Genomic DNA, 21,093 nt, shown 5'->3' with positions numbered 1-21,093 from the left:
ATTAAGCTTCGTAATCTCGAGCTATTAAAAACTTAGTTTTTACTGGTAGCTTTTGAGCTGCCAGACGTAATGCTTCTTTAGCTACTTCAATTGGCACACCACCAACTTCAAAAAGGATTCTTCCTGGTTTAACTACGGCTACCCAGTATTCAACAGCACCTTTTCCTTTACCCATACGAACCTCTAAAGGTTTTTTAGTAATTGGTTTGTCTGGAAATATTTTAATCCATAATTGACCTTCTCTTTTCATATAACGTGTTGCTGCAATACGAGCTGCCTCGATTTGTCGTGACGTTAAAAAGTTTGAGTCTAGAGATTTTATACCAAACATACCATAAGAAAGCTGGTGTCCTCTTCCGGTATTTCCTTTCATACGTCCTTTCTGGACTTTACGAAATTTTGTTCTTTTCGGTTGTAACATTGTTCTTTGTCTTTAAAAATTACTTTCTGCGACGAGACTTGTTATTATTCCCACCACGTCCTCCAGACTTGCCACCTTGTTTCTTAGACAAGCCAACTAATGGAGAAAGTTCTCTTTTACCATATACTTCACCTTTCATGATCCACACTTTTACACCTAATCTACCGTAAGTAGTATGTGCTTCAACTAAAGCATAGTCAATATCGGCTCTAAAGGTTGATAAAGGAATACGTCCTTCTTTGTAGTGTTCGCTTCGTGCCATTTCAGCACCATTTAAACGACCACTAATTTGAATTTTAATTCCTTCAGCATTCATACGCATAGCAGCAGCAATTGCCATTTTGATTGCTCGTCTGTAAGAGATACGATTCTCAATTTGACGTGCAACACTTGATCCTACTAAAAACGCATCGAGTTCAGGTCTTTTAATTTCAAAGATATTTAACTGAACTTCTTTACCAGTAATTTTCTTAAGTTCTTCTTTTAACTTGTCTACCTCTTGTCCGCCTTTTCCGATAATAATACCAGGTCTTGCAGTAGTGATAGTAACGGTTACAAGTTTAAGCGTACGCTCAATAATTACTCGTGACACACTTGCTTTTGATAAACGAGCGTGAACGTATTTTCTAATCTTATCGTCTTCAGCTAATTTATCGCCATAGTCATTTCCTCCATACCAGTTAGATTCCCATCCTCTGATAATTCCTAAACGATTTCCGATTGGATTTGTCTTTTGTCCCATATCTCTATTTAAGCTTGTGTGTTATTTTTTGCTCCAATCACGACTGTTACGTGATTCGATCTTTTTCTAATTCTGTGAGCACGACCTTGAGGTGCTGGACGTAATCTTTTTAACATAGATCCTCCATCTACTCTAATTTCCTGCACAAATAAATCTGCATCTTCAATACTTGCATCTTCGTTTTTAGCTTGCCAGTTAGCAATAGCTGACAATAACAATTTTTCTAAACGACGTGATGCTTCTTTAGAACTAAATCTTAAGATTTGAAGTGCTTTTTCAGCTTCTTTTCCTCTTACCAAATCTGCCACTAAACGCATTTTTCTTGGCGAGGTAGGACAGTTATTCAACTTTGCAAAAGCAACTTTCTTTCTGTCTTCCTTAATAGCGTCTGCCATTTGTTTTTTACGACTTCCCATAGCTTACTATTTTTTTCCTTTATTTTTTGCACCTGCGTGACCTCTAAAAGATCGTGTTGGTGAAAATTCTCCTAACTTGTGACCTACCATGTTTTCAGTTACATAAACTGGTACAAATTGACGACCATTGTGAACAGCGATTGTTTGCCCAACAAAATCAGGAGAAATCATAGAGGCTCTAGACCACGTTTTGATTACTGTTTTTTTGTTAGAAGCTACATTCTCTTCTACTTTTTTACTCAATTTATAATGGATGTAAGGTCCTTTTTTTAATGAACGTGCCATATTATCTCAATTATTTCTTTCTACGTTCTACAATATACTTATTACTCGACTTCGTCTTAGAACGTGTTCTAAATCCTTTAGCTGGAATACCGTTTCTAGATCTTGGATGTCCTCCTGAAGATTTACCTTCACCACCACCCATTGGGTGATCAACTGGATTCATAACTACTGGTCTTACTCTTGGTCTTCTACCTAACCATCTTGTACGTCCTGCTTTACCTGAGACCGTTAACTGATGATCTGAGTTAGAAATAACTCCAATAGTTGCCATACATTCTGCCAGTACTAATCTTGTTTCTCCTGAAGGTAATTTTACAGTAGCAAATTTACCATCTCTTGCCATAAGCTGAGCAAATGCACCAGCACTTCTAGCCATTACAGCGCCTTGACCAGGACGTAACTCTATACAAGAAATAATTGTACCCAAAGGTATTTGACTTAAAGGCATTGCGTTACCAATTTCTGGCGCAATTCCTTCTCTACCAGAAACTACATTTTGCCCTACTTGTAAACCGTTCTGAGCAATGATGTAACGCTTCACACCATCTTGATAATTCAATAATGCGATAAAAGCTGTTCTGTTTGGATCGTATTCGATAGACATAACCTCACCAGGAATACCTGTTTTGTTACGTTTAAAATCGATAATACGATACTTTCTTTTATGACCTCCCCCAATTTGGCGCATGGTCATTTTTCCTCGATTGTTTCTACCACCAGATCTTTTATTCGGAACGAGTAAACTCTTTTCCGGCTTATCAGTAGTAATGGCATCGAATCCATTTACTACTCTAAAACGCTGAGCTGATGTTATTGGTTTTAATTTTCTTACTGACATTCTTGTCTAATTACATGTTAGTGTATAAATCAATTACTTCACCTTCCGCCAGCTGTACAATTGCTTTTTTAACAGCATTTGTTTTACCATGTTGAATACCTGTTTTTGTAAAACGGGTTCTTCTATCTGGACGGACATTTATAGTACGAACTTTTTCAACAGAAACGCCATAGGTTGCTTCCACAGCCTTTTTTATTTCAACCTTGTTCGCCTTAGTGTTCACTTCAAATGCATAAGCATTCAACAACTCACTTTGCATGGTTGCTTTTTCAGTGATTATAGGTTTAATTAAGATACTCATGACTTTCTATTTACTTAAATTCGATTCAATTCCTTCTAAAGAACTCTCTAGAAGAACTAATTTGTTAGCATTTAAAATTTTATAAGTGCTTAATTCTGAGTTTGTTACAACATCAGAGCCTTTAAAATTTCGTGATGACAAATATACATTATTATTTGAAGCACCCAACACAAATAACGATTTTTTGTCTTGTATATCTAGTGCTTTCAACACTGCTGTAAAGTTTTTCGTTTTTGGAGCATCAAAACTGAAGTCTTCCAAAACGACGATATCCTTAGCATTAGCCTTCATTGTCAAAGCCGATTTACGAGCTAGACGTTTAAGGTTTTTATTCAGTTTAATACTGTAATTTCTTGGTCTAGGTCCGAACATACGTCCACCACCTCTAAATACACCAGACTTAATACTACCTGCTCTCGCAGTACCTGTACCTTTTTGTTTTTTAATCTTACGTGTACTACCAGCTATTTCTGCTCTCTCTTTAGACTTATGAGTACCTTGACGTTGATTTGCTAAATACTGCTTAACATCTAAGTAAACTGCATGATTATTAGGCTCAATAGCGAACACATCTTTAGAAAGCTCTGCTTTTCTACCTGTGTCTTTTCCGTTTATATCTAAAACTGCTACTTTCATTACTTCTGAATAATTACATAAGAATTTTTGTGTCCTGGAACACAACCTTTAACTACAAGTAAATTCTTTTCTGGAACTACTTTATAGACTCTTAAATTTTCAACATTCACTCTTTCACCTCCCATTCGTCCTGCCATTTTCATCCCTTTGAATACTCTCGCAGGATATGAAGCAGCACCAATAGATCCTGGAGCTCTTAAACGGTTGTGTTGACCATGCGTTGCTTGACCAACTCCACCAAATCCATGACGTTTTACAACACCTTGGAAACCTTTACCTTTTGAAGTTCCTGCTATATCAACAAACTCACCTTCTATAAAGTGCTCTACTGTTATGGCATCTCCTAATTTGTAATCTCCTTCAAATCCTTGAAATTCCGCGACTTTTCTCTTAACAGAAGTACCAGCTTTCTTGGCATGACCAATTTCAGCTTTAGTAGCACTTTTCTCTGTCTTGTCATCGAAACCAAGTTGAAGGGCACTGTACCCGTCTACCTCTTCGGTTCTGACTTGGGTAACGATACATGGTCCAGCTTCGATTACTGTACATGGAATGTTCTTTCCATTTTCATCGAAAATGCTGGTCATACCGATCTTTTTTCCTATTAACCCAGACATATTTATTAATTATTAATTTGTTACTATTTATTAAAATTTAAGGCCGAAAATACATTCGACCTTGAATTGTATTTTTACCGTTTTTCCTTTGCACGCAGCTCTGGACATGTTTCGCTTTTATCTATTAAGCGATAAGATTCACTTACACTTTAATCTCTACCTCAACTCCACTTGGTAATTCAAGTTTCATTAAAGCGTCAATTGTTTTAGAAGATGAAGAGTAAATATCTAATAAACGCTTGTAAGAGCTTAATTGAAATTGTTCTCTTGACTTCTTGTTTACGTGTGGTGAACGCAATACAGTGAAAATCTTTTTGTGAGTTGGTAATGGAATTGGTCCAGTTACTACAGCTCCAGTACTTTTTACTGTTTTTACAATCTTATCAGCAGACTTATCAACTAAATTGTGATCGTAAGACTTTAATTTTATTCTAATTTTCTGACTCATTTTCTTTTAGTTTTAAGCTTCTATGCCTTTAGCTGCTTTGATGACTTCTTCTGAAATATTTGAAGGCGTTTCAGCATAATGTGAAAACTCCATTGTTGATGTTGCACGACCTGAAGATAATGTTCTTAATGTAGTTACATACCCAAACATTTCTGATAATGGCACAGTAGCCTTTACAGTTTTTGCACCTGCTCTGTCTCCCATACTACTCATTTGACCTCTTCGTCTGTTCAAATCACCTACGATATCTCCCATGTTTTCTTCAGGAGTAATGACTTCAATCTTCATAATAGGCTCCATGATAACAGCTTTTGCAGCTTTTGCAGCAGCTTTGAATCCTAATTTTGCAGCTAATTCGAATGATAACTGATCAGAATCCACATCATGGTAAGAACCATCAGTTAATGTCACTTTCATAGCATCAACTTCGTATCCTGCTAATGGTCCGTTAACCATTGCCATTTTAAATCCTTTCTCGATTGAAGGGATAAATTCCTTAGGAACGTTACCACCTTTAATTTCAGAAACGAATTCCAATCCAACTTTTCCTTCTTCAGCTGGTTCAAGCGTGAATACGATATCAGCAAATTTACCACGTCCACCAGATTGTTTCTTGTAAACTTCTCTGTGTTCTGCACGTCTTGTAATAGCTTCTTTGTATTCTACTTGTGGCTGACCTTGGTTTACTTCAACCTTAAACTCACGTTTAAGACGATCTACAATAATATCTAAGTGAAGCTCACCCATTCCAGAAATAATAGTCTGTCCTGAAGCTTCATCAGTTCTTGCTGTAAACGTTGGATCTTCTTCGGCTAATTTAGCTAAAGCCATACCTAACTTATCAACATCTGCTTTAGTTTTAGGCTCAACCGCAATACCAATAACCGGATCTGGGAAGTCCATAGATTCTAAAACAATAGGATGTTTTTCATCAGACATAGTATCACCAGTCTTAATATCTTTAAATCCTACAGCTGCTCCAATATCACCTGCTTCGATAAAATCGATAGCATTTTGTTTATTAGAGTGCATTTGATAGATACGTGAAATACGTTCTTTTTTACCTGAACGGTTGTTCAAGATGTAAGAACCAGCATCTAAACGACCAGAGTATGCTCTAAAGAATGCTAAACGACCTACGAAAGGATCGGTAGCAATTTTAAATGCCAATGCTGCAAATGGAGCAGACACGTCTGGCTTACGAATTTCTTCTTTATCTGTTTCTGGATTTATTCCAACAATACCTTCTTTATCTGTAGGAGAAGGCAAGTAACGACATACAGCGTCTAATAAAAACTGCACACCTTTATTTTTAAATGCAGAACCACAAATCATTGGTATGATTGCCATATCCATTACAGCAGCTCTAAGTGCAGCGTGCACTTCGTCTTCTGTAATTGAATCTTCATCCTCCATGAATTTCTCAAGAAGATTTTCATCATATCCTGCAACTTCCTCAATTAATAAAGCTCTGTATTTTTTTGCTTCAGCTTTAAGCTCTTCTGGAATTTCAATCACATCAAAAGTTGCCCCTTGAGTTTCATCATGCCATACAATAGCTCTGTTTTTAACTAAATCAATAATACCTTTAAAATCAGCTTCATCACCAATGTTTAATACAATTGGTACAGCATTTGATTTTAACATATCTTTTACCTGCTGGCAAACAGCAAGGAAATTAGAACCTTGACGGTCCATTTTATTTACGAAACCAATTCTTGGAACTTTATAATTATCTGCTAGTCTCCAGTTAGTTTCAGATTGAGGCTCAACACCATCAACCGCACTAAATAAGAATACTAAACCATCTAATACACGTAGTGAACGGTTTACTTCAACTGTAAAATCTACGTGACCAGGAGTATCAATAATATTGAAATGATAATCTTTAGTCTCTGGAGTAGGCTCAGCATTTTCCAATGGAAACTTCCAGGTACAAGTTGTTGCAGCAGAAGTAATTGTAATACCTCTTTCCTGCTCTTGCTCCATCCAGTCCATTGTTGCAGCACCATCATGCACTTCTCCAATTTTATGAGAAACTCCTGTATAAAAAAGAATACGCTCAGTTGTTGTTGTTTTACCAGCATCAATGTGAGCCGCAATTCCTATATTTCTTGTATATTTTAAATCTCTTTGTGCCATCTTAAATTAAAATCTAAAGTGTGAGAATGCCTTATTTGCTTCTGCCATTTTGTGAGTATCAACTCTCTTTTTAACAGCTGCTCCTTCTTCTTTAGCTGCAGCTAAAATTTCAGCAGCTAACTTTTGAGGCATAGATTTTTCATTTCTTTTTCTTGAATACGATATCAACCATTTCATAGCTGTTGATACTTTACGATCTGGACGAATTTGCATTGGAATCTGGAATGTTGCACCACCAACACGACGACTACGCACTTCTACGTGAGGCATTACGTTTGATAAAGCGTCTTTCCAAGTTTCTAAAGCTGTTTTTTCTTCGTCAGTTTTCTTTGCTTCTACAATATCAATTGCATCATAGAATACTTTAAAAGCTACAGACTTCTTTCCGTCCCACATCATCATATTAACGAAACGAGTTACTAACTGATCGTTAAAACGTGGATCTGGTAAAAGCGGTCTCTTTTTTGCTGCTCTTTTTCTCATGTCTTCTTCTTAAAGTTTTAAATTACTTTTTAGGGCGTTTTGCACCATACTTAGATCTACGTTGTGTTCTACCTGCAACACCTGCTGTGTCTAAAGCACCACGAACGATGTGATATCTAACTCCTGGTAAATCTTTTACCCTTCCACCTCTAACCAATACTATCGAGTGCTCTTGCAAGTTGTGTCCTTCTCCACCGATGTATGCATTAACCTCGTTTCCGTTTGTTAAACGAACCCTTGCCACCTTACGCATTGCTGAGTTTGGTTTCTTAGGCGTCGTCGTGTAAACACGAGTACACACACCACGTCTTTGTGGACACGAATCTAAAGCAGCCGATTTACTCTTCTTGGTTATTTTGGCTCTTCCTTTTCGTACTAATTGTGAAATTGTTGGCATATATTTCTATATAATTATTATTTAACCCTCTACTTTGAGGGCTGCAAAGGTAGAAATAAATATCAATTTTTCAAATGCAAAGCCATTAATTTTCAAAAGTTTTCAAATTTATTTTATCCCTTCCATATTTTTACTTGCAAATTTGCGTTAGTTTTGAAACATAATCTAATACATGCCTAATCGATTTCGTAGTTATACTGTTCTGATAGTCGGACTATTTTTTGCGCAAGTTTATTCGCAAAATTTAGAACTAAAAGCTATTGGGAATGATATAAATGAAACTAATGTGATAGATTCATTAGGTTACAAATCTTATTTTAAGGATTATAATTCACTTAAAACTGAAACCGACTCGTTAGCAAAACGCCTTTTATCCATTGGCTATATAAATAGCAGGTTAATCGAACTCAAAAAACAGAATGATTCTTTGTTTCAGGCTAAATTTAGTTTAAAAACAAGATTTAAGTCCATTACAATTAATCACTACGGATTGATTGATGAGGACATTTTAAAACTAAGTAACCTAAAGTCTAATGGCTCTTCGTTTACTATTCCTATTTCAAAATTAGAAACAACTCTCGAGTTTATAAATGCTGAAATTGCTAATCGAGGCAAACCGTTCTCCACACTTCAACTTGTAGAGATTACACAGGAAAGTGACACCAATCTTTTGGCCAGTATAGAATTATCTCAACCTATTGAACGCACGATAGACAAAATAATCATTAAAGGTTATGAAAAGTTTCCAAAAACGTATATTAAACATTATATGAAGATTAAAACCGGACAACGTTTTAATCTAAATCGTATCAAAAGAAAAACGTCTGAACTTAGTGATTTACGTTTTGCGAATCAAATTAAAGATCCTGAGGTTTTATTCACAAAAGATTCTACCATACTATATATGTATATCGAAAAGACAAAAAGCAATGCTTTTGACGGTTTTTTAGGTTTTGGAACTAATGAAGACACAAATAAAATTGAATTTGATGGCTATTTAAATTTAAGTCTTACTAACAATCTTAATTATGGAGAAACCTTAAAGTTACTTTATAAAAGTGATGAGAACGACCAGCAAACCTTTGATGGTAATGTTACGATGCCTTACCTTTTCTCCTCTCCGTTAGGCGTGGAACTCAACCTTAATATATTTAAGAAAGACTCTACGTTTGTTACAACAAGGCAATCTGCTAAACTCAATTACCAAATTAATTCCAACCATCTTGTTGGTATTGGTTTGAGCGGTATTAACTCTACCGATTTGTTAGACACAACAATATCTTCTGTAAATGATTTCAGTTCGAGTTATTATTTTACAAACTATATTTACACGAAACGACAGAATTATGATTTTCTTTTCCCAGTAAATTTTCTGTTTGATATTACTGCTGGATTTGGAAATAGGACATTTGATGAGATTAATGAAGACCAAACAAAGTTTGCTTTAAATACATTTAAAATCTTTAATCTCAATGATCGAAATAGTATTTACGTTAGAGGAAGTGGTGAAATCATAGACTCTGATACGTTTCTTGAAAATGAGCTTCCGAGATTTGGAGGTATCAATTCAATTCGTGGTTTTGAAGAAAACAGTTTGTTCGCTAATCTTTTTGGTGTGATTAATACCGAATATCGTTATCGCTTAAATCGTGATATCTATGTTCATTCTGTAATTGATGCTGCTTATTTTGAAAACAAGATTAGTGACCAGAAAGGTAAATTGTTTGGTTTTGGTTTTGGGTTTGGGTTTTTGAGTAAAGCAGGCTTATTTCGTTTTAATTATTCAAGTGGTAAAACCGAAAATCAACAATTCAAATTATCAGATTCCAAAGTGCATTTAAGTTTAACAGCTACCTTTTAATATGCCTGTTTATTTATATAGGTAATCTATTTTTAATTGATTGAGGTTTTATACCTTTGACCTATGGAAAAAGAGACTACAATTTTTGGTATTCGTGCCATTATAGAAGCTATAAAATCTGACGAAAATATTGACAAGGTATTTTTGCAAAAAGGATTACAAGGTGATTTATTTTCAGAATTAGAGGACTTGTTAAGAAAAGAACGTCTTAACATCTCTTATGTTCCAGTAGAAAAGCTTAATCGACTCACCAAACAAAATCATCAAGGTGCAGTGGCTCAAATAGCACCTATAACTTTTTATACTATTGAAAATTTAGTAGAAACTGTTTTAGAATCTGGTAAAACTCCACTCTTTCTTTTACTGGATCAATTGAGCGATGTAAGAAATTTTGGTGCCATAATAAGAACTGCTGAATGCACAGGTGTTTCTGGTATTATTATTCAGAAAAAAGGAGGTGCTCCTGTTAACGGAGACACCGTAAAAACAAGCGCTGGAGCCATTTTTAAAATTCCAATTTGTAAAGTCGACCATATTAAGGATGCTGTATTTTACATGCAAGCTTCGGGAATTAAAGTGATTGCTGCGACAGAAAAAGCAGAACACACTATTTATGACGTGTCTTTCAAAGAGCCTTGTGCCATTGTAATGGGTTCTGAAGGCAAAGGCATTAATCCTTCAGTTTTGAAAGTTGCAGATGATCAGGCAAAACTTCCCATATTAGGAGACATTGAATCTTTAAATGTATCTGTAGCTTGTGGAGCTTTTCTTTATGAAGCTGTAAGACAAAGACGTTAATCCTCGTTTTCTTTAAAATTATAAGTGATATTTAATTGATTGTCTTCGGAAGGCATCTCCTCCTCTAGTTCTGGTTCTAAATTTTCAATAAAATTTCCATTTTCGTCAAAGTGTCTCAAAAACGGATCATCCTCTTCATTATAATCTGGTTGCTGCCAAACATATCGTTCGGGTTTTGCGACCGATTTTCTAAAAATGATGGCAAACAACAATCCAGAGATCAATCCACCTAAATGTCCTTCCCAAGACATTCCTTCTTTAACAGGAAAAACGTACCATATCATGCTTCCGTAGAGAAAAATAATCATTAATGATAAGGCAACTAACCTGTAGTGTTTTGCAAAAACGCCTTTAAAGAAAATGAAACTCACCAACACATACACCAATCCGCTTGCTCCAATATGATTAGAAGGCCGTCCTATCATCCATGTGATGAATCCAGAAAGTAAAATTCCGTAGAGAATAACTTTCCAGGAGATTTTCCGATAGAAATAAAATAAGGCAACTGATAAAATAAAAAGCGGAATACTATTGTGATACAGATGTTGAATATCGGCATGTATAAACGGACTAAAAAATATGCCACTCAAGCCTTCGAGCTTTTGAGGATACACTCCAAAAGTTTTAATTGCCGGAAAAAATCGTACTTGTAACCAGAACACAATCCAGATTAAAAGCACAAAAAAAACCGGATATGCAACGACTCCTGTAGAATATCTAAAATGTTGTTGGTTATGACTCATTTGTAAATTTAGAATTTAAATAGCAAAATACTCTCCATTTATTAAAACTATGAAAAATTGTCACATTCGTTTTTTGTAATTTTACATTATGAACGAACCTTTAGCAGAACGATTACGTCCGCAAACGCTTAACGATTATTTAAGTCAGTCGCATTTAGTTGGCAAAACTGGCGTTTTAACTCAACAGTTACAAAATGGAGCCATTGCTTCTATGATTTTTTGGGGTCCACCAGGCACTGGAAAAACAACGCTTGCTAACATTATTGCCAATGAGTCTAAAAGACCTTTTTACACGTTAAGCGCTATAAACTCTGGTGTTAAAGACATTAGAGATGTTATTGAGAAAGCCAAGCAAAGTGGTGGATTGTTCACCACCAAGAATCCTATTTTATTTATTGATGAGATTCACAGGTTTAGTAAATCTCAACAAGATTCTTTATTACAAGCCGTTGAAAAAGGTTGGGTAACACTGATTGGTGCCACTACAGAAAACCCGAGTTTTGAAGTGATTCCTGCACTACTTTCAAGATGCCAAGTGTATGTTTTAAACGCGTTTGACAAAACAGATTTAGAAGCGCTTTTAAAACGCGCCATGAAAGAAGACGATTTACTTTCAAAACGCAACATAAAATTAAAAGAAACTGAAGCGCTCATCAGACTTTCTGGAGGTGATGCCCGAAAACTTCTCAATGCTTTTGAACTCATTGTTACTGCTTTTAACAGTGATGAAAAAGTTGTAATTACAAATGAAATCGTTTCAGAAAAAATTCAAAATAATACGGTTAGATATGACAAAACGGGCGAACAGCACTATGATATTATTTCCGCATTTATCAAATCGATTAGAGGAAGCGATCCTAATGCTGCTGTATATTGGCTGGCACGAATGATTGAAGGTGGTGAAGATGTTAAATTCATTGCTAGGCGTTTACTTATTTCGGCAAGCGAGGATATTGGTAATGCAAATCCAACAGCCCTAGTTATTGCAAACAATACGTTTCAAGCGGTATCTGTTATAGGAAATCCTGAATCTCGCATCATTTTGAGTCAGTGCGCAACGTATTTAGCAACATCACCAAAAAGCAATGCTGCTTACGAAGCTATTGGTAAAGCTCAAAAACTCGTTAAAGAAACTGGAGATCTGGCTGTACCTCTATCGATAAGAAATGCACCAACCAAATTAATGAAAGAGTTAGGCTATGGCGATGATTACAAATATGCGCATAGCTACGATAATAATTTTGCAAATCAGGAGTTTTTACCAGAAGCCATTAAAAATACGACGCTTTATAATCCTGGAAATAATGCCAGAGAACATGCGCAGCGCGAGTTTTTAAAGCTACGCTGGAAAGACAAATACAAGTATTAAAACTTAATATTTATGACTTCAATTGATGTCGATTTACCATCATTTTTTGAGATGTACCAAAGTCCTTCTTCCTTATAAACCATAGCATTTTGCCCTTTAACCATAAACATATTTGCTTTTGGTGTTTTTAAAAGAACCATAACTACTTTAGTGGTTTGATCAACCAACTGATATCCTTCATTTATAGGTTGAGCGTAGAGAATTTCAGTAGTATCTTTTAAGTTTTCAGAAGGCGTTTTGACTATTGCTTTTATCTCATTTTGCTCTCCTACTTTCTCTTGAGGTGTTTCGACTACAGCTTTAATGACGTTTTGTTTTACTGCTTTATCTTCTTTTAAAGTAGCGACTTCTTCTTTTAAACGTTCAATCTCTTTTTGAGCTGCTTCATCATTTGAAGATAAAATGGCAACGATTTCATTTGGTTTATATTCATAATTGAAAAATTGAAAGGTTTCAAAAGCATCTCTCAATGCCAGATTATAAGCTACTTTATATTCTTTTTCTCTGGTCTTGCCCATTTTAGAAGAGATGACCAGATTATTTTTACAATCCATCAAATCAATTCTAAGTCTAGTATTTAAAAATCCACCTTTTACTTTAACAACATCTGCGGTAAGAGCCAGACATCTGTTATTAACTAAATCTTCAGGAAAGGAATCGTTTTCCAAAAAAGCTGTATAGCCATATTTATTGAACAAAAACTTAGTCAAAGAATTAATTTGATATTTATCTTCTGCATTTACAAAGTCATATTTTAAAGGAATAATGACGTATTTATAATTATTAATTGCTTCTACATTAATTTGCTCATCCTGAGACGATGCGTTAAATGAGCAGAGAAGCAACAGTGAAAAAACCAACACTATATTTTTCATTGAAATATCTGTTTTTGAAGTTAAAAAACGAATGACTAAAGATACATTTTTATATCTAATAAGGTCTTTACTTGTTTAATATGAGGTTCGGGATTATGGTTATGATAATTAAACAGAATGGCATCAAAACCCATATCGAGAGCACCTAAAATATCTGCTTCCATATTATCACCAATCATTATACTTTCATGTGGCTGAGCTTTAGCAATATCCAGAGCATATTTAAAAATGATAGGATTTGGTTTTTTTACACCTGCAATTTCTGAATTTGTAACGGTTTCAAAATATTGAGAAATATTAGCATTATCCATCTTTTTTTGCTGAGCTTCATCAAAACCATTGGTAATAATATGCAATTTATAACGCTCTTTTAAGTGCTCTAGAAGAGCAAAAGTGCCTTCAAATAAATGATTAAAAGTAGTAAGATATGTGATATAATCTTCAGATAATTGATTTATCGTATCGTCTGAAACTTCATACGCTATCGCATCAAAAGCATCTTTTAAACGCTTGTATCTCAAACTTGACTTATTGATCTTTTCCTCACGATAAAGTTTCCAATAGTTCAAATTAATAGGTTCGTACACTGTAGAAAATTGTACTCTGTTAATATCAAGTTGATGTAACTGAAATATTTTATCGAATGTCAATGCAGAGTTTTTATCAAAATCCCAAAGGGTATGATCGAGGTCGAAAAACACGTGTTTTATGTCTTTAATCTTCATTTACAGAATCTAATATCATGGTGAATAATTCTCTATAGCCTCTCCATAGTAAATCGTCACTAAAGCTATAATTATGAAATACAGGTGTAAAGGTACCATTTACCTGCTTCACCTGTTTTATAATGCGTTGTAAAGCTTCTTTTTTATCTAATTGCGATTGGTATTTTAACAATGCAGCGTCTAAACAGTGAAATGAATGTATTTGCAATGGTGTTTGCACCTCATAATCTAAATCGTAAAATAAAAATGGTGTGCAAGTACCAGCTCTAAATCCTAATTCTTTGATATAACCCATTGTATAATCCTGATTAATTTCAAGTTCTACCATGTGGCGATAGGATTTAGGTAAGTTTAATTTTGAAAACGAATGACGAGAGGCTTGGAGTTCATAGTTCACAATAGCTTCCATTTTTTGCTTTTCTTTTTTCAAAATAGAAATATCGTCTAACGCAAAATAGGATGCTTTTATACCAACTTTTGAGTAATCTGCTACAGACTTAATCAATGACACAAATTCCTTTTTATTGATACTGATATTTTTATCGTAAGTAGAATAATCTCCAATTAAAAAGAGGACTACAAACTTAAAATCACAAGCTTTTTGTTTATTAATAATCCATTTAAAAGTGTCATGTGGATCTCGTTTAAATCCAGATAACACTAAGGTTCTTTCATACAAACGTTTTAATCTAAAGCGAATTAAATCATTAAATACGCCTCCAAATGTTCTAATCAATCCCTTTTTTTTGTAATAATAAGCTCTGGGCACATCTATAACAGGCTGAATGGTATAACGTCGCTTTGGAAAGTTATAATTTTCAAATTTTTCTTCTAAAATAGTTTTGAACTTATAAGCCCAAATATCTATTACTGGTTGCTGTAAAAAATTATTTTTAAAAGCAATGCTTTCTGAAGCTGTAAATCGACCATAGTCATCTTTTACATGAGGTAAATATTCTTCATATCGACTCAATAAATAAAATGAAGCGGCAAAAATATCGAAAGGCAAAGCACTTTTTTCTCCTGTTGAAAAAAAACATTTAGTATCATCCCAATCCTGAACGCTAATATCAATATCTGAAAGCCCTTGTTCAAAAAGTAACTCATGACTTCTCACAAAAATTTCATGACTCAAAGGTTGCTTTGCGTAGGATATTTTAATACTCTCATGAGCTATAAAATCTTCAATTGTTGTTGTAAAAGAGACAGGAACTCCTAATATTCGTGTACACAAATGTTTAAATGTGTAACGCAATCTTGGTGTTATTTTGTGAGTGTAAACGAGTAACATATTTTATCAAAAATTCCAGTTCTTAAAAGTACCAAATTACGAATGGAAAATCGTCATATTATAATTTGAATTTAGAAATTAAAGTCGTTTTTCACATTAAAGATTCATCGGCAAAACTGAAGTAGCTATTTTCAGTAATAATGAGGTGATCTAAAATCTTTATATCTAAACTTTGGGCAGCCACTTTTAATTTTTGAGTTAGATTTTTGTCTGCTTCACTTGGTTTTAAAGTGCCTGAAGGATGATTATGAACCAAAATTAATCCAACAGCACCAACTTCCAGAGCTGTTTTGAGAGCTAAACGTATATCAACCAAAGTGCCTGTAATTCCTCCTTTACTCAATTGGTTTTTTTGAATGACTTTATTGGAATTATTCAAATAAATTATCCAAAATTCCTCATGAGGTAACTCTCCAATAATGGGTTGCATGAGTTCAAAAACAGAAACACTGGAGTTAATTTTACTTTTTTCAAGAGCCTCATTTCCACGTCGTCGTCGTCCCAGTTCTAATGCTGCTGCTATTGTTATGGCTTTAGCTTCACCAATGCCTTTAAATGCGATGAGTTGTTTTAATGACAGTTTTCCTAATGCATTTAGATTATAATTGACACTAGCCAAAATACGTTTGCTAAGCGACACAGCACTTTCCTCTTTATTTCCCGAACCAATCAAGATCGCAATCAGCTCTGCATCACTGAGTGCAGATTTACCCTTATCGCGAAGTTTCTCTCGTGGCTGATCATCCTGCGACCAATTTTTTATGGAAAATGATATTGGTTTCTTGGTCATTTTATAAAGATATATTGTAACTTTCTGCTGCATAAATATATACATTATATAGAAAACATACTATATTATTATGAAATCCATTTTTACTACTGAAGCCCATCATGATATTATGAGCAGAATTGAAAAGCTAGATGAACAGTCTGAAGCAAAATGGGGAAAAATGAATGTATCTCAGATGCTGGCACATTGCAATTTTCCTTTACAAATTGCCTTACAGGATATTTCATTAGAAAAACCTAATGTGTTTAAACGCTTATTATTCTCGATGTTTAAGTCGTCCTTATATAACGACAAGCCATGGAAACAAAATTTACCAACAGTACAGAAATTCATGGTAAATAATGATAAGGATTTTAAAACTGAAAAACCTAAACTTGTGGAAATCATACATAGATTTCACAATGAAAAAACTAGAGCAGAATGGCCTGCGCATCCCATGTTTGGAAAATTCACTCAAGAGCAATGGGGAAAAATGCAGTACAAACATTTAGATCACCATTTAAAACAATTTGGAGTATAATGAACTATCCTCCTAAACACCATCAGGATGACAACCACAATCACATGATTGAGGTCATCAAATCCTATCCTTTAGCTATGGTAATTTCGGTTAGTAACAATCAACCTATCATCACACATCTACCTTTAATTTTTGAAAACGGAAAACTTATCGGTCATATTGATATTTATAATCCGCAGGCAAAACTATTGAAAAACAACAACGATGTTACATTAATTTTTTCGGGACCAGAATGTTATATTTCTCCAAGTATCTATAGTACACCACAATTGCCAACATGGAATTACATTAAAGTTCATTTAAAAGGACATGTAAACGCTATTAAAAGTAAAACTGCATTGAAACAGTCGTTAATAAAAATGACTGAATTTTTAGAAGCACCAGATCACAACTATACTTTGGAACCAGATAATCCAAAACTGGAAAGAAATCTCAATTACATTAAAATGTTTGAGATTACCATAACCGAATGGGAAGGAAAATTCAAGTTATCTCAAGATAAAAAGCCCAATGATATTGAAGCTGCACGAGTTGAATTAGTTAGAACAAATCCAAAAAGCATAACACTTCTGAGTTGAATTGTTCAACATTTGGAATTATAAATCATTTAAAAAATAATAATATTAAAATATTTCTTAGCCCAAGCAAACATAGGCTTTAGATTTTCTATGAAAAATAAGTAGTTGAATTTAATCAAACATTCATTTTAAATTCATACTGAGAAATATAGTTGCCGCTTCAGTTTTAATAATTAGTAGAGAACTAATCTAATACATCAGTAAAAAGCCAACCAAAATGCCATTAAAATCTTATTTTAGACTTTTATTCTAAACAATGCTTTTTAACTCTATTGATTTTTCTATTTTCCTGCCAATAGTTTTCCTACTCTATTGGTTTGTTACAAATAAGAACCTCAAACTTCAAAATTTTTTAATTGTTATTGCCAGTTATGTGTTTTACGGATGGTGGGATTGGCGATTTTTATCATTAATAATTATCAGTACTCTTATCGATTTTTCTATAGGTATTTTATTATCTAAAGAAGAAAGTTCGCTTAAAAGAAAAATACTACTATGGACAAGCATTTGTGCTAATTTGGGTTTTTTAGGCTTTTTTAAGTATTACAATTTCTTTCTAGATAATTTCATATCAGCTTTCTCATTTTTTGGAACTGAAATTAATGCCAATTCCCTCAATATTATTCTACCTGTAGGGATTAGTTTTTACACTTTTCAAACCCTTAGTTATACTATTGATATCTATAAAAAGAAACTTGAGCCAACTAAAAATATAATTGCTTTTTCTGCTTTTGTAAGTTTCTTTCCCCAATTAGTGGCAGGCCCTATAGAAAGAGCCACTAATCTTTTACCTCAATTTTACACAAAACGAGAGTTTGATTACTTTAAAACAGTTGATGGAATGCGTCAAATACTTTGGGGTTTGTTTAAAAAAATAGTGATTGCAGATAATTGTGCACATTACGCCAATATGATATTTAACAATTCGTCTGAATATGGAGGAAGCACATTAGTTATTGGCGCTCTGCTTTTTACATTTCAAATTTATTGCGATTTTTCTGGATATTCTGATATAGCTATAGGAACATCTCGTCTTTTCGGGTTTAACCTTAGGCAAAATTTTGCTTTTCCGTATTTCTCAAGAGATATTGCAGAATTTTGGAGAAGATGGCACATTTCACTTTCAACTTGGTTTAGAGATTATTTGTACATACCTCTAGGTGGTAGCAGAGGAAGTATTTGGATGAAAATTAGAAACACATTCATCATATTCATAGTTAGCGGTTTTTGGCATGGTGCTAATTGGACATTCATAGTTTGGGGTACCCTTAATGCATTATATTTTCTACCTATTTTATTGACAAAAAATAACCGAAAAAACTTAAATGTAGTTGCTGAAGGAAGGCTTTTACCATCAGCAAAAGAGTTTTCTATGATGCTAATAACATTTGTATTAACAGTAATTGCATGGGTGTTTTTTAGAGCTGAAAACATCACACATGCCATACAATTTATGACTGATATGTTCAGCGGTTTAACACTACATGCTAATTACTGGACATCTTATAAATTTGTATTTTGGAGAATTGGTTATCCATTTATAATTACCCTAGTCCTATTTGTATTATTTGAATGGAGAGGTAGAGAGCAACAATTCGCTATTCAAAATTTTGCTCAAATCAGGTCAAGAACTTTAAGGTGGTCTATGTATATTTTAATTGTTTTGATAATTTACTTCATTGGATCATTTGGAGAGACTTCATTTATTTACTTTCAATTTTAGTTTTATGAAGAAATTTATTAAAAATATTGCGTGGATGACCTCTTTTCTAATTCTTGTATTTCTAGCACTAAATATATTTTTATCAAAACATAATGATGAACCACCACATTACAGACTTCAATATCAAGAATCTCTGAATAAAAACAGCATTTATAATGGCGCAATTATTGGAAATTCAAATGCTACGCATTCAATTCGTCCAAGTAAATTAGATACTTTAGACATTCGGTTTTACAATTTTGCTTTAAATGGTGGTACTCAGAACTTTTATTCAGACTGGTACAATGATCTTTTTGTAATTAATCACCCTAAAATTGACTATTGGATCATTTCAGCCGATCATTATTTTATAACACGTAATGAAAGAAATTTTACTAGTGATTCAGAATATTTTCCAGTGAAACACTTTTGGAGTTTATTAATTGGAGATAATGAATATGACAAAAAGAACTTAATAGCTAATAAAATTCCTTTGCTTAAATATAGATCCAGAGTAAAGGGATCGCTTAACAAAAATACTCAAGGAAAATATAAATTTCTTATTGAGGATTTTGATCGAGGGTATATCTCACTCGAAAAAAAAAATAACATTGATATTTCTGGACCAAAGATTATCAAAGAAAAAATCTCAATTGAAGCTAAAGAACATTTTATAAAATTAATCAACAGGATTTCTGAGCATGGCAGTAAGCTCGTATTTGTGATTCCACCTGAATATAATCTCAGTGAGGAACAATATAAAGATCATAAAAAATTTTTAACAAAACTATCATTGGAAAAGAACATCCCTTTATATGATTTCAATGAAAAAAAATATCATGAAATACTTCATAGAAGAGAGAATTTTACTGATCTCATTCATTTAAATAAAAAAGGAAGTCTCTTATTTAGTAATTTACTTCGTGAAAAACTATATCAAAATGAGTACACAACAATGATATATAATAAAAACTAAAGCTATTTTTTCACACGATGTGCAAATTTACAGCTTTAAGCTCATAGGAGTAGTTCAATTAAAACATTCATTTATATAAGTTATAAGTTTAGAATTAAAGCGATTTACCAATATCCTGTAAAACAATTTTCTTTTTTATATCATAATACAAATAAGGTTTTTGTATTCATTTTAAATTTATCATTATTTTTGGCATAGCTTTTGAAAATCAATAGTTTTTAAAATTACTATCATTATGAAAAAATTTACTTTCTTAACATTGTTTTTAGTGAGCTTATTATCAAATGCTCAAGAATCTCGGCTAACAATTTTCTCTGAAGATGGTGATGCATTTTATGTTGTTTTAAATGGCATCAGACAAAATGAAGAGCCAGTAGTCAATATCGCTGTAGACTACCTGGTGAACGATTACTACGACACTAAAATTATATTTGCTGACGAATCTATTCCTGTCCTGGAAAAGAGACACCTAATGGTTGTAGATGTTGACAATCAAAGAGGTGAAGTTGTTTATAAAATTAAAGATACAAAACGAGGTAGAAAATTACGTTTTTACTCGTTCACACCATTTCAGGCTATTTTACCTCCTCCTAGTAATGTTTCTGTTGTGCATTATAATGCAACACCTTTACCTCCTATTCAAACGGTAACCCAAACCACGACGACGACATCTTCAGGAAATGGAGATCAGATAAATATTGGTGTTGGTGTTAATGCAGGTGGCACTAATGTTGGTGTTGGAATTAATGTAAATTCTGGCATGTCGACTACTACAACTCAAACAACGACTACCACAGTTGGTGGAGCACCTTCAGATGTAGTTATAGTTGAAGAAACAGGTTGTTTTGAAATGTCTCGCACAGATTTTAATCAAGCATTAGAATCGATTAAAAGTAAAACCTTTTCAGATTCTAAATTAACGCTCGCTAAACAGATTACAAAAGGTAATTGTTTGACTTCTGCTCAAATTGCTCAAGTTGTAAACTTATTCGATTTTGAAGACACACGTTTAGAGTATGCCAAGTTTGCGTATACTTATTGTTTTAATCCAGAAAACTACTGGAAGGTGAACAATTCTTTTCAGTTTGAATCAACAATTGATGAACTCAATGAATACATGGAATCATTTAGGCATTAAT

Annotated in this window: 25 protein-coding genes; 8 read left to right on the top strand and 17 right to left on the bottom strand. The window is 33.6% G+C overall.

The features are described from left to right. Position 1: 1 nt before the first annotated feature. The 12 genes from rplP to rpsL all read right to left on the bottom strand — a co-directional run bounded on the left by rplP (position 2) and on the right by rpsL (position 7,726). Positions 2 to 421, bottom strand: a complete 420-nt coding sequence (gene rplP / locus ACRHNM_RS12620) for a 50S ribosomal protein L16 (protein WP_431137010.1) — start codon at positions 419 to 421, stop codon at positions 2 to 4. 19 nt (positions 422 to 440) lie between these two features. Beyond that, a complete protein-coding gene (rpsC, locus tag ACRHNM_RS12615) occupies positions 441 to 1,163 on the bottom strand; it encodes a 30S ribosomal protein S3 (RefSeq protein ID WP_431137009.1) in 723 nt (240 codons plus the stop codon). 8 nt (positions 1,164 to 1,171) lie between these two features. Next, the gene (gene rplV, locus ACRHNM_RS12610; RefSeq protein WP_249994891.1) at positions 1,172 to 1,579 is read right to left on the bottom strand and encodes a 50S ribosomal protein L22; all 408 of its coding nucleotides are present in this window, start codon (positions 1,577 to 1,579) and stop codon (positions 1,172 to 1,174) included. 6 nt (positions 1,580 to 1,585) lie between these two features. After that, entirely contained in the window at positions 1,586 to 1,864 is a 279-nt protein-coding gene (gene rpsS, locus ACRHNM_RS12605; protein ID WP_040248524.1) for a 30S ribosomal protein S19, read from the bottom strand. A 10-nt stretch (positions 1,865 to 1,874) separates the two neighbouring features. After that, entirely contained in the window at positions 1,875 to 2,702 is an 828-nt protein-coding gene (gene rplB, locus ACRHNM_RS12600; RefSeq protein ID WP_431137008.1) for a 50S ribosomal protein L2, read from the bottom strand. A gap of 10 nt (positions 2,703 to 2,712) precedes the next feature. Next, positions 2,713 to 3,003, bottom strand: a complete 291-nt coding sequence (rplW, locus tag ACRHNM_RS12595) for a 50S ribosomal protein L23 (protein WP_040248520.1) — start codon at positions 3,001 to 3,003, stop codon at positions 2,713 to 2,715. 6 nt (positions 3,004 to 3,009) lie between these two features. Continuing rightward, complete coding sequence (gene rplD, locus ACRHNM_RS12590) at positions 3,010 to 3,639, bottom strand: 50S ribosomal protein L4 (RefSeq protein WP_431137007.1); 630 nt, start codon at positions 3,637 to 3,639, stop codon at positions 3,010 to 3,012. After that, positions 3,639 to 4,256 carry a 50S ribosomal protein L3 gene (rplC, locus tag ACRHNM_RS12585; RefSeq protein WP_040248510.1) on the bottom strand — a complete coding sequence of 206 codons (618 nt, stop codon included), beginning with the start codon at positions 4,254 to 4,256 and terminating at the stop codon, positions 3,639 to 3,641. The genes rplD and rplC overlap by 1 nt, the downstream gene beginning before the upstream one ends. A gap of 142 nt (positions 4,257 to 4,398) precedes the next feature. Continuing rightward, positions 4,399 to 4,704, bottom strand: coding sequence for a 30S ribosomal protein S10 (gene rpsJ, locus ACRHNM_RS12580; RefSeq protein ID WP_007650482.1), 306 nt, complete (start codon positions 4,702 to 4,704; stop codon positions 4,399 to 4,401). A 12-nt stretch (positions 4,705 to 4,716) separates the two neighbouring features. Continuing rightward, on the bottom strand, positions 4,717 to 6,846 hold the full coding sequence (gene fusA / locus ACRHNM_RS12575) for an elongation factor G (protein WP_431137006.1): 2,130 nt from the start codon (positions 6,844 to 6,846) through the stop codon (positions 4,717 to 4,719). 6 nt (positions 6,847 to 6,852) lie between these two features. Further along, entirely contained in the window at positions 6,853 to 7,329 is a 477-nt protein-coding gene (gene rpsG, locus ACRHNM_RS12570) for a 30S ribosomal protein S7 (protein ID WP_040248497.1), read from the bottom strand. 22 nt (positions 7,330 to 7,351) lie between these two features. Then, positions 7,352 to 7,726 (bottom strand): 30S ribosomal protein S12, encoded by a 375-nt coding sequence (rpsL, locus tag ACRHNM_RS12565; protein WP_008269190.1) that lies wholly within the window; start codon positions 7,724 to 7,726, stop codon positions 7,352 to 7,354. A gap of 172 nt (positions 7,727 to 7,898) precedes the next feature. Between rpsL and ACRHNM_RS12560 the strand changes: the two genes are divergently transcribed. Together ACRHNM_RS12560 and rlmB are read left to right on the top strand one after the other, a co-directional pair. Next, entirely contained in the window at positions 7,899 to 9,587 is a 1,689-nt protein-coding gene (locus ACRHNM_RS12560) for a POTRA domain-containing protein (protein WP_431137005.1), read from the top strand. A gap of 63 nt (positions 9,588 to 9,650) precedes the next feature. Further along, positions 9,651 to 10,385 carry a 23S rRNA (guanosine(2251)-2'-O)-methyltransferase RlmB gene (rlmB, locus tag ACRHNM_RS12555; RefSeq protein ID WP_431137004.1) on the top strand — a complete coding sequence of 245 codons (735 nt, stop codon included), beginning with the start codon at positions 9,651 to 9,653 and terminating at the stop codon, positions 10,383 to 10,385. Here the strand turns inward: rlmB and ACRHNM_RS12550 are convergent. Next, complete coding sequence (locus tag ACRHNM_RS12550; RefSeq protein WP_431137003.1) at positions 10,382 to 11,128, bottom strand: rhomboid family intramembrane serine protease; 747 nt, start codon at positions 11,126 to 11,128, stop codon at positions 10,382 to 10,384. The two genes, rlmB and ACRHNM_RS12550, sit on opposite strands and share 4 nt — an antisense overlap. Before the next feature lie 88 nt (positions 11,129 to 11,216). On the opposite strand from ACRHNM_RS12550, the gene ACRHNM_RS12545 reads away from it, so the two are divergent. Continuing rightward, positions 11,217 to 12,497: a replication-associated recombination protein A gene (locus ACRHNM_RS12545; RefSeq protein WP_431137002.1), complete on the top strand. Its 1,281-nt coding sequence runs from the start codon at positions 11,217 to 11,219 to the stop codon at positions 12,495 to 12,497. Here ACRHNM_RS12545 and ACRHNM_RS12540 read toward each other — a convergent pair. The 4 genes from ACRHNM_RS12540 to radC all read right to left on the bottom strand — a co-directional run bounded on the left by ACRHNM_RS12540 (position 12,494) and on the right by radC (position 16,178). Then, positions 12,494 to 13,372, bottom strand: a complete 879-nt coding sequence (locus tag ACRHNM_RS12540; RefSeq protein ID WP_431137001.1) for a hypothetical protein — start codon at positions 13,370 to 13,372, stop codon at positions 12,494 to 12,496. The two genes, ACRHNM_RS12545 and ACRHNM_RS12540, sit on opposite strands and share 4 nt — an antisense overlap. A 35-nt stretch (positions 13,373 to 13,407) precedes the next feature. After that, positions 13,408 to 14,097 (bottom strand): YjjG family noncanonical pyrimidine nucleotidase, encoded by a 690-nt coding sequence (locus tag ACRHNM_RS12535; protein ID WP_431137000.1) that lies wholly within the window; start codon positions 14,095 to 14,097, stop codon positions 13,408 to 13,410. Continuing rightward, positions 14,087 to 15,388, bottom strand: coding sequence for a polysaccharide deacetylase family protein (locus ACRHNM_RS12530; RefSeq protein ID WP_431136999.1), 1,302 nt, complete (start codon positions 15,386 to 15,388; stop codon positions 14,087 to 14,089). The genes ACRHNM_RS12535 and ACRHNM_RS12530 overlap by 11 nt, the downstream gene beginning before the upstream one ends. 91 nt (positions 15,389 to 15,479) lie before the next feature. Further along, positions 15,480 to 16,178, bottom strand: a complete 699-nt coding sequence (gene radC / locus ACRHNM_RS12525; RefSeq protein WP_431136998.1) for a RadC family protein — start codon at positions 16,176 to 16,178, stop codon at positions 15,480 to 15,482. 70 nt (positions 16,179 to 16,248) lie between these two features. On the opposite strand from radC, the gene ACRHNM_RS12520 reads away from it, so the two are divergent. The 5 genes from ACRHNM_RS12520 (at position 16,249) to ACRHNM_RS12500 (ending at position 21,092) form a co-directional block, all read left to right on the top strand. After that, complete coding sequence (locus tag ACRHNM_RS12520) at positions 16,249 to 16,698, top strand: DUF1569 domain-containing protein (protein WP_431136997.1); 450 nt, start codon at positions 16,249 to 16,251, stop codon at positions 16,696 to 16,698. Further along, on the top strand, positions 16,698 to 17,276 hold the full coding sequence (locus ACRHNM_RS12515) for an FMN-binding negative transcriptional regulator (protein WP_431136996.1): 579 nt from the start codon (positions 16,698 to 16,700) through the stop codon (positions 17,274 to 17,276). Before ACRHNM_RS12520 ends, ACRHNM_RS12515 begins: the two co-directional genes overlap by 1 nt. A 256-nt stretch (positions 17,277 to 17,532) precedes the next feature. Next, the gene (locus ACRHNM_RS12510; RefSeq protein WP_431136994.1) at positions 17,533 to 18,999 is read left to right on the top strand and encodes an MBOAT family O-acyltransferase; all 1,467 of its coding nucleotides are present in this window, start codon (positions 17,533 to 17,535) and stop codon (positions 18,997 to 18,999) included. Between the two features lie 4 nt (positions 19,000 to 19,003). Beyond that, positions 19,004 to 19,954, top strand: a complete 951-nt coding sequence (locus ACRHNM_RS12505) for a hypothetical protein (protein WP_431136993.1) — start codon at positions 19,004 to 19,006, stop codon at positions 19,952 to 19,954. A gap of 235 nt (positions 19,955 to 20,189) precedes the next feature. Next, on the top strand, positions 20,190 to 21,092 hold the full coding sequence (locus tag ACRHNM_RS12500; RefSeq protein ID WP_431136992.1) for a DUF4476 domain-containing protein: 903 nt from the start codon (positions 20,190 to 20,192) through the stop codon (positions 21,090 to 21,092). Position 21,093 lies beyond the last annotated feature (1 nt).

Source organism: Psychroserpens mesophilus (genome assembly GCF_050617655.1).
Taxonomy (GTDB): domain Bacteria; phylum Bacteroidota; class Bacteroidia; order Flavobacteriales; family Flavobacteriaceae; genus Psychroserpens; species Psychroserpens mesophilus_A.
Note: the sequence above shows the minus strand (reverse complement) of the source record. Positions and strands in the feature narration are given on the sequence as shown.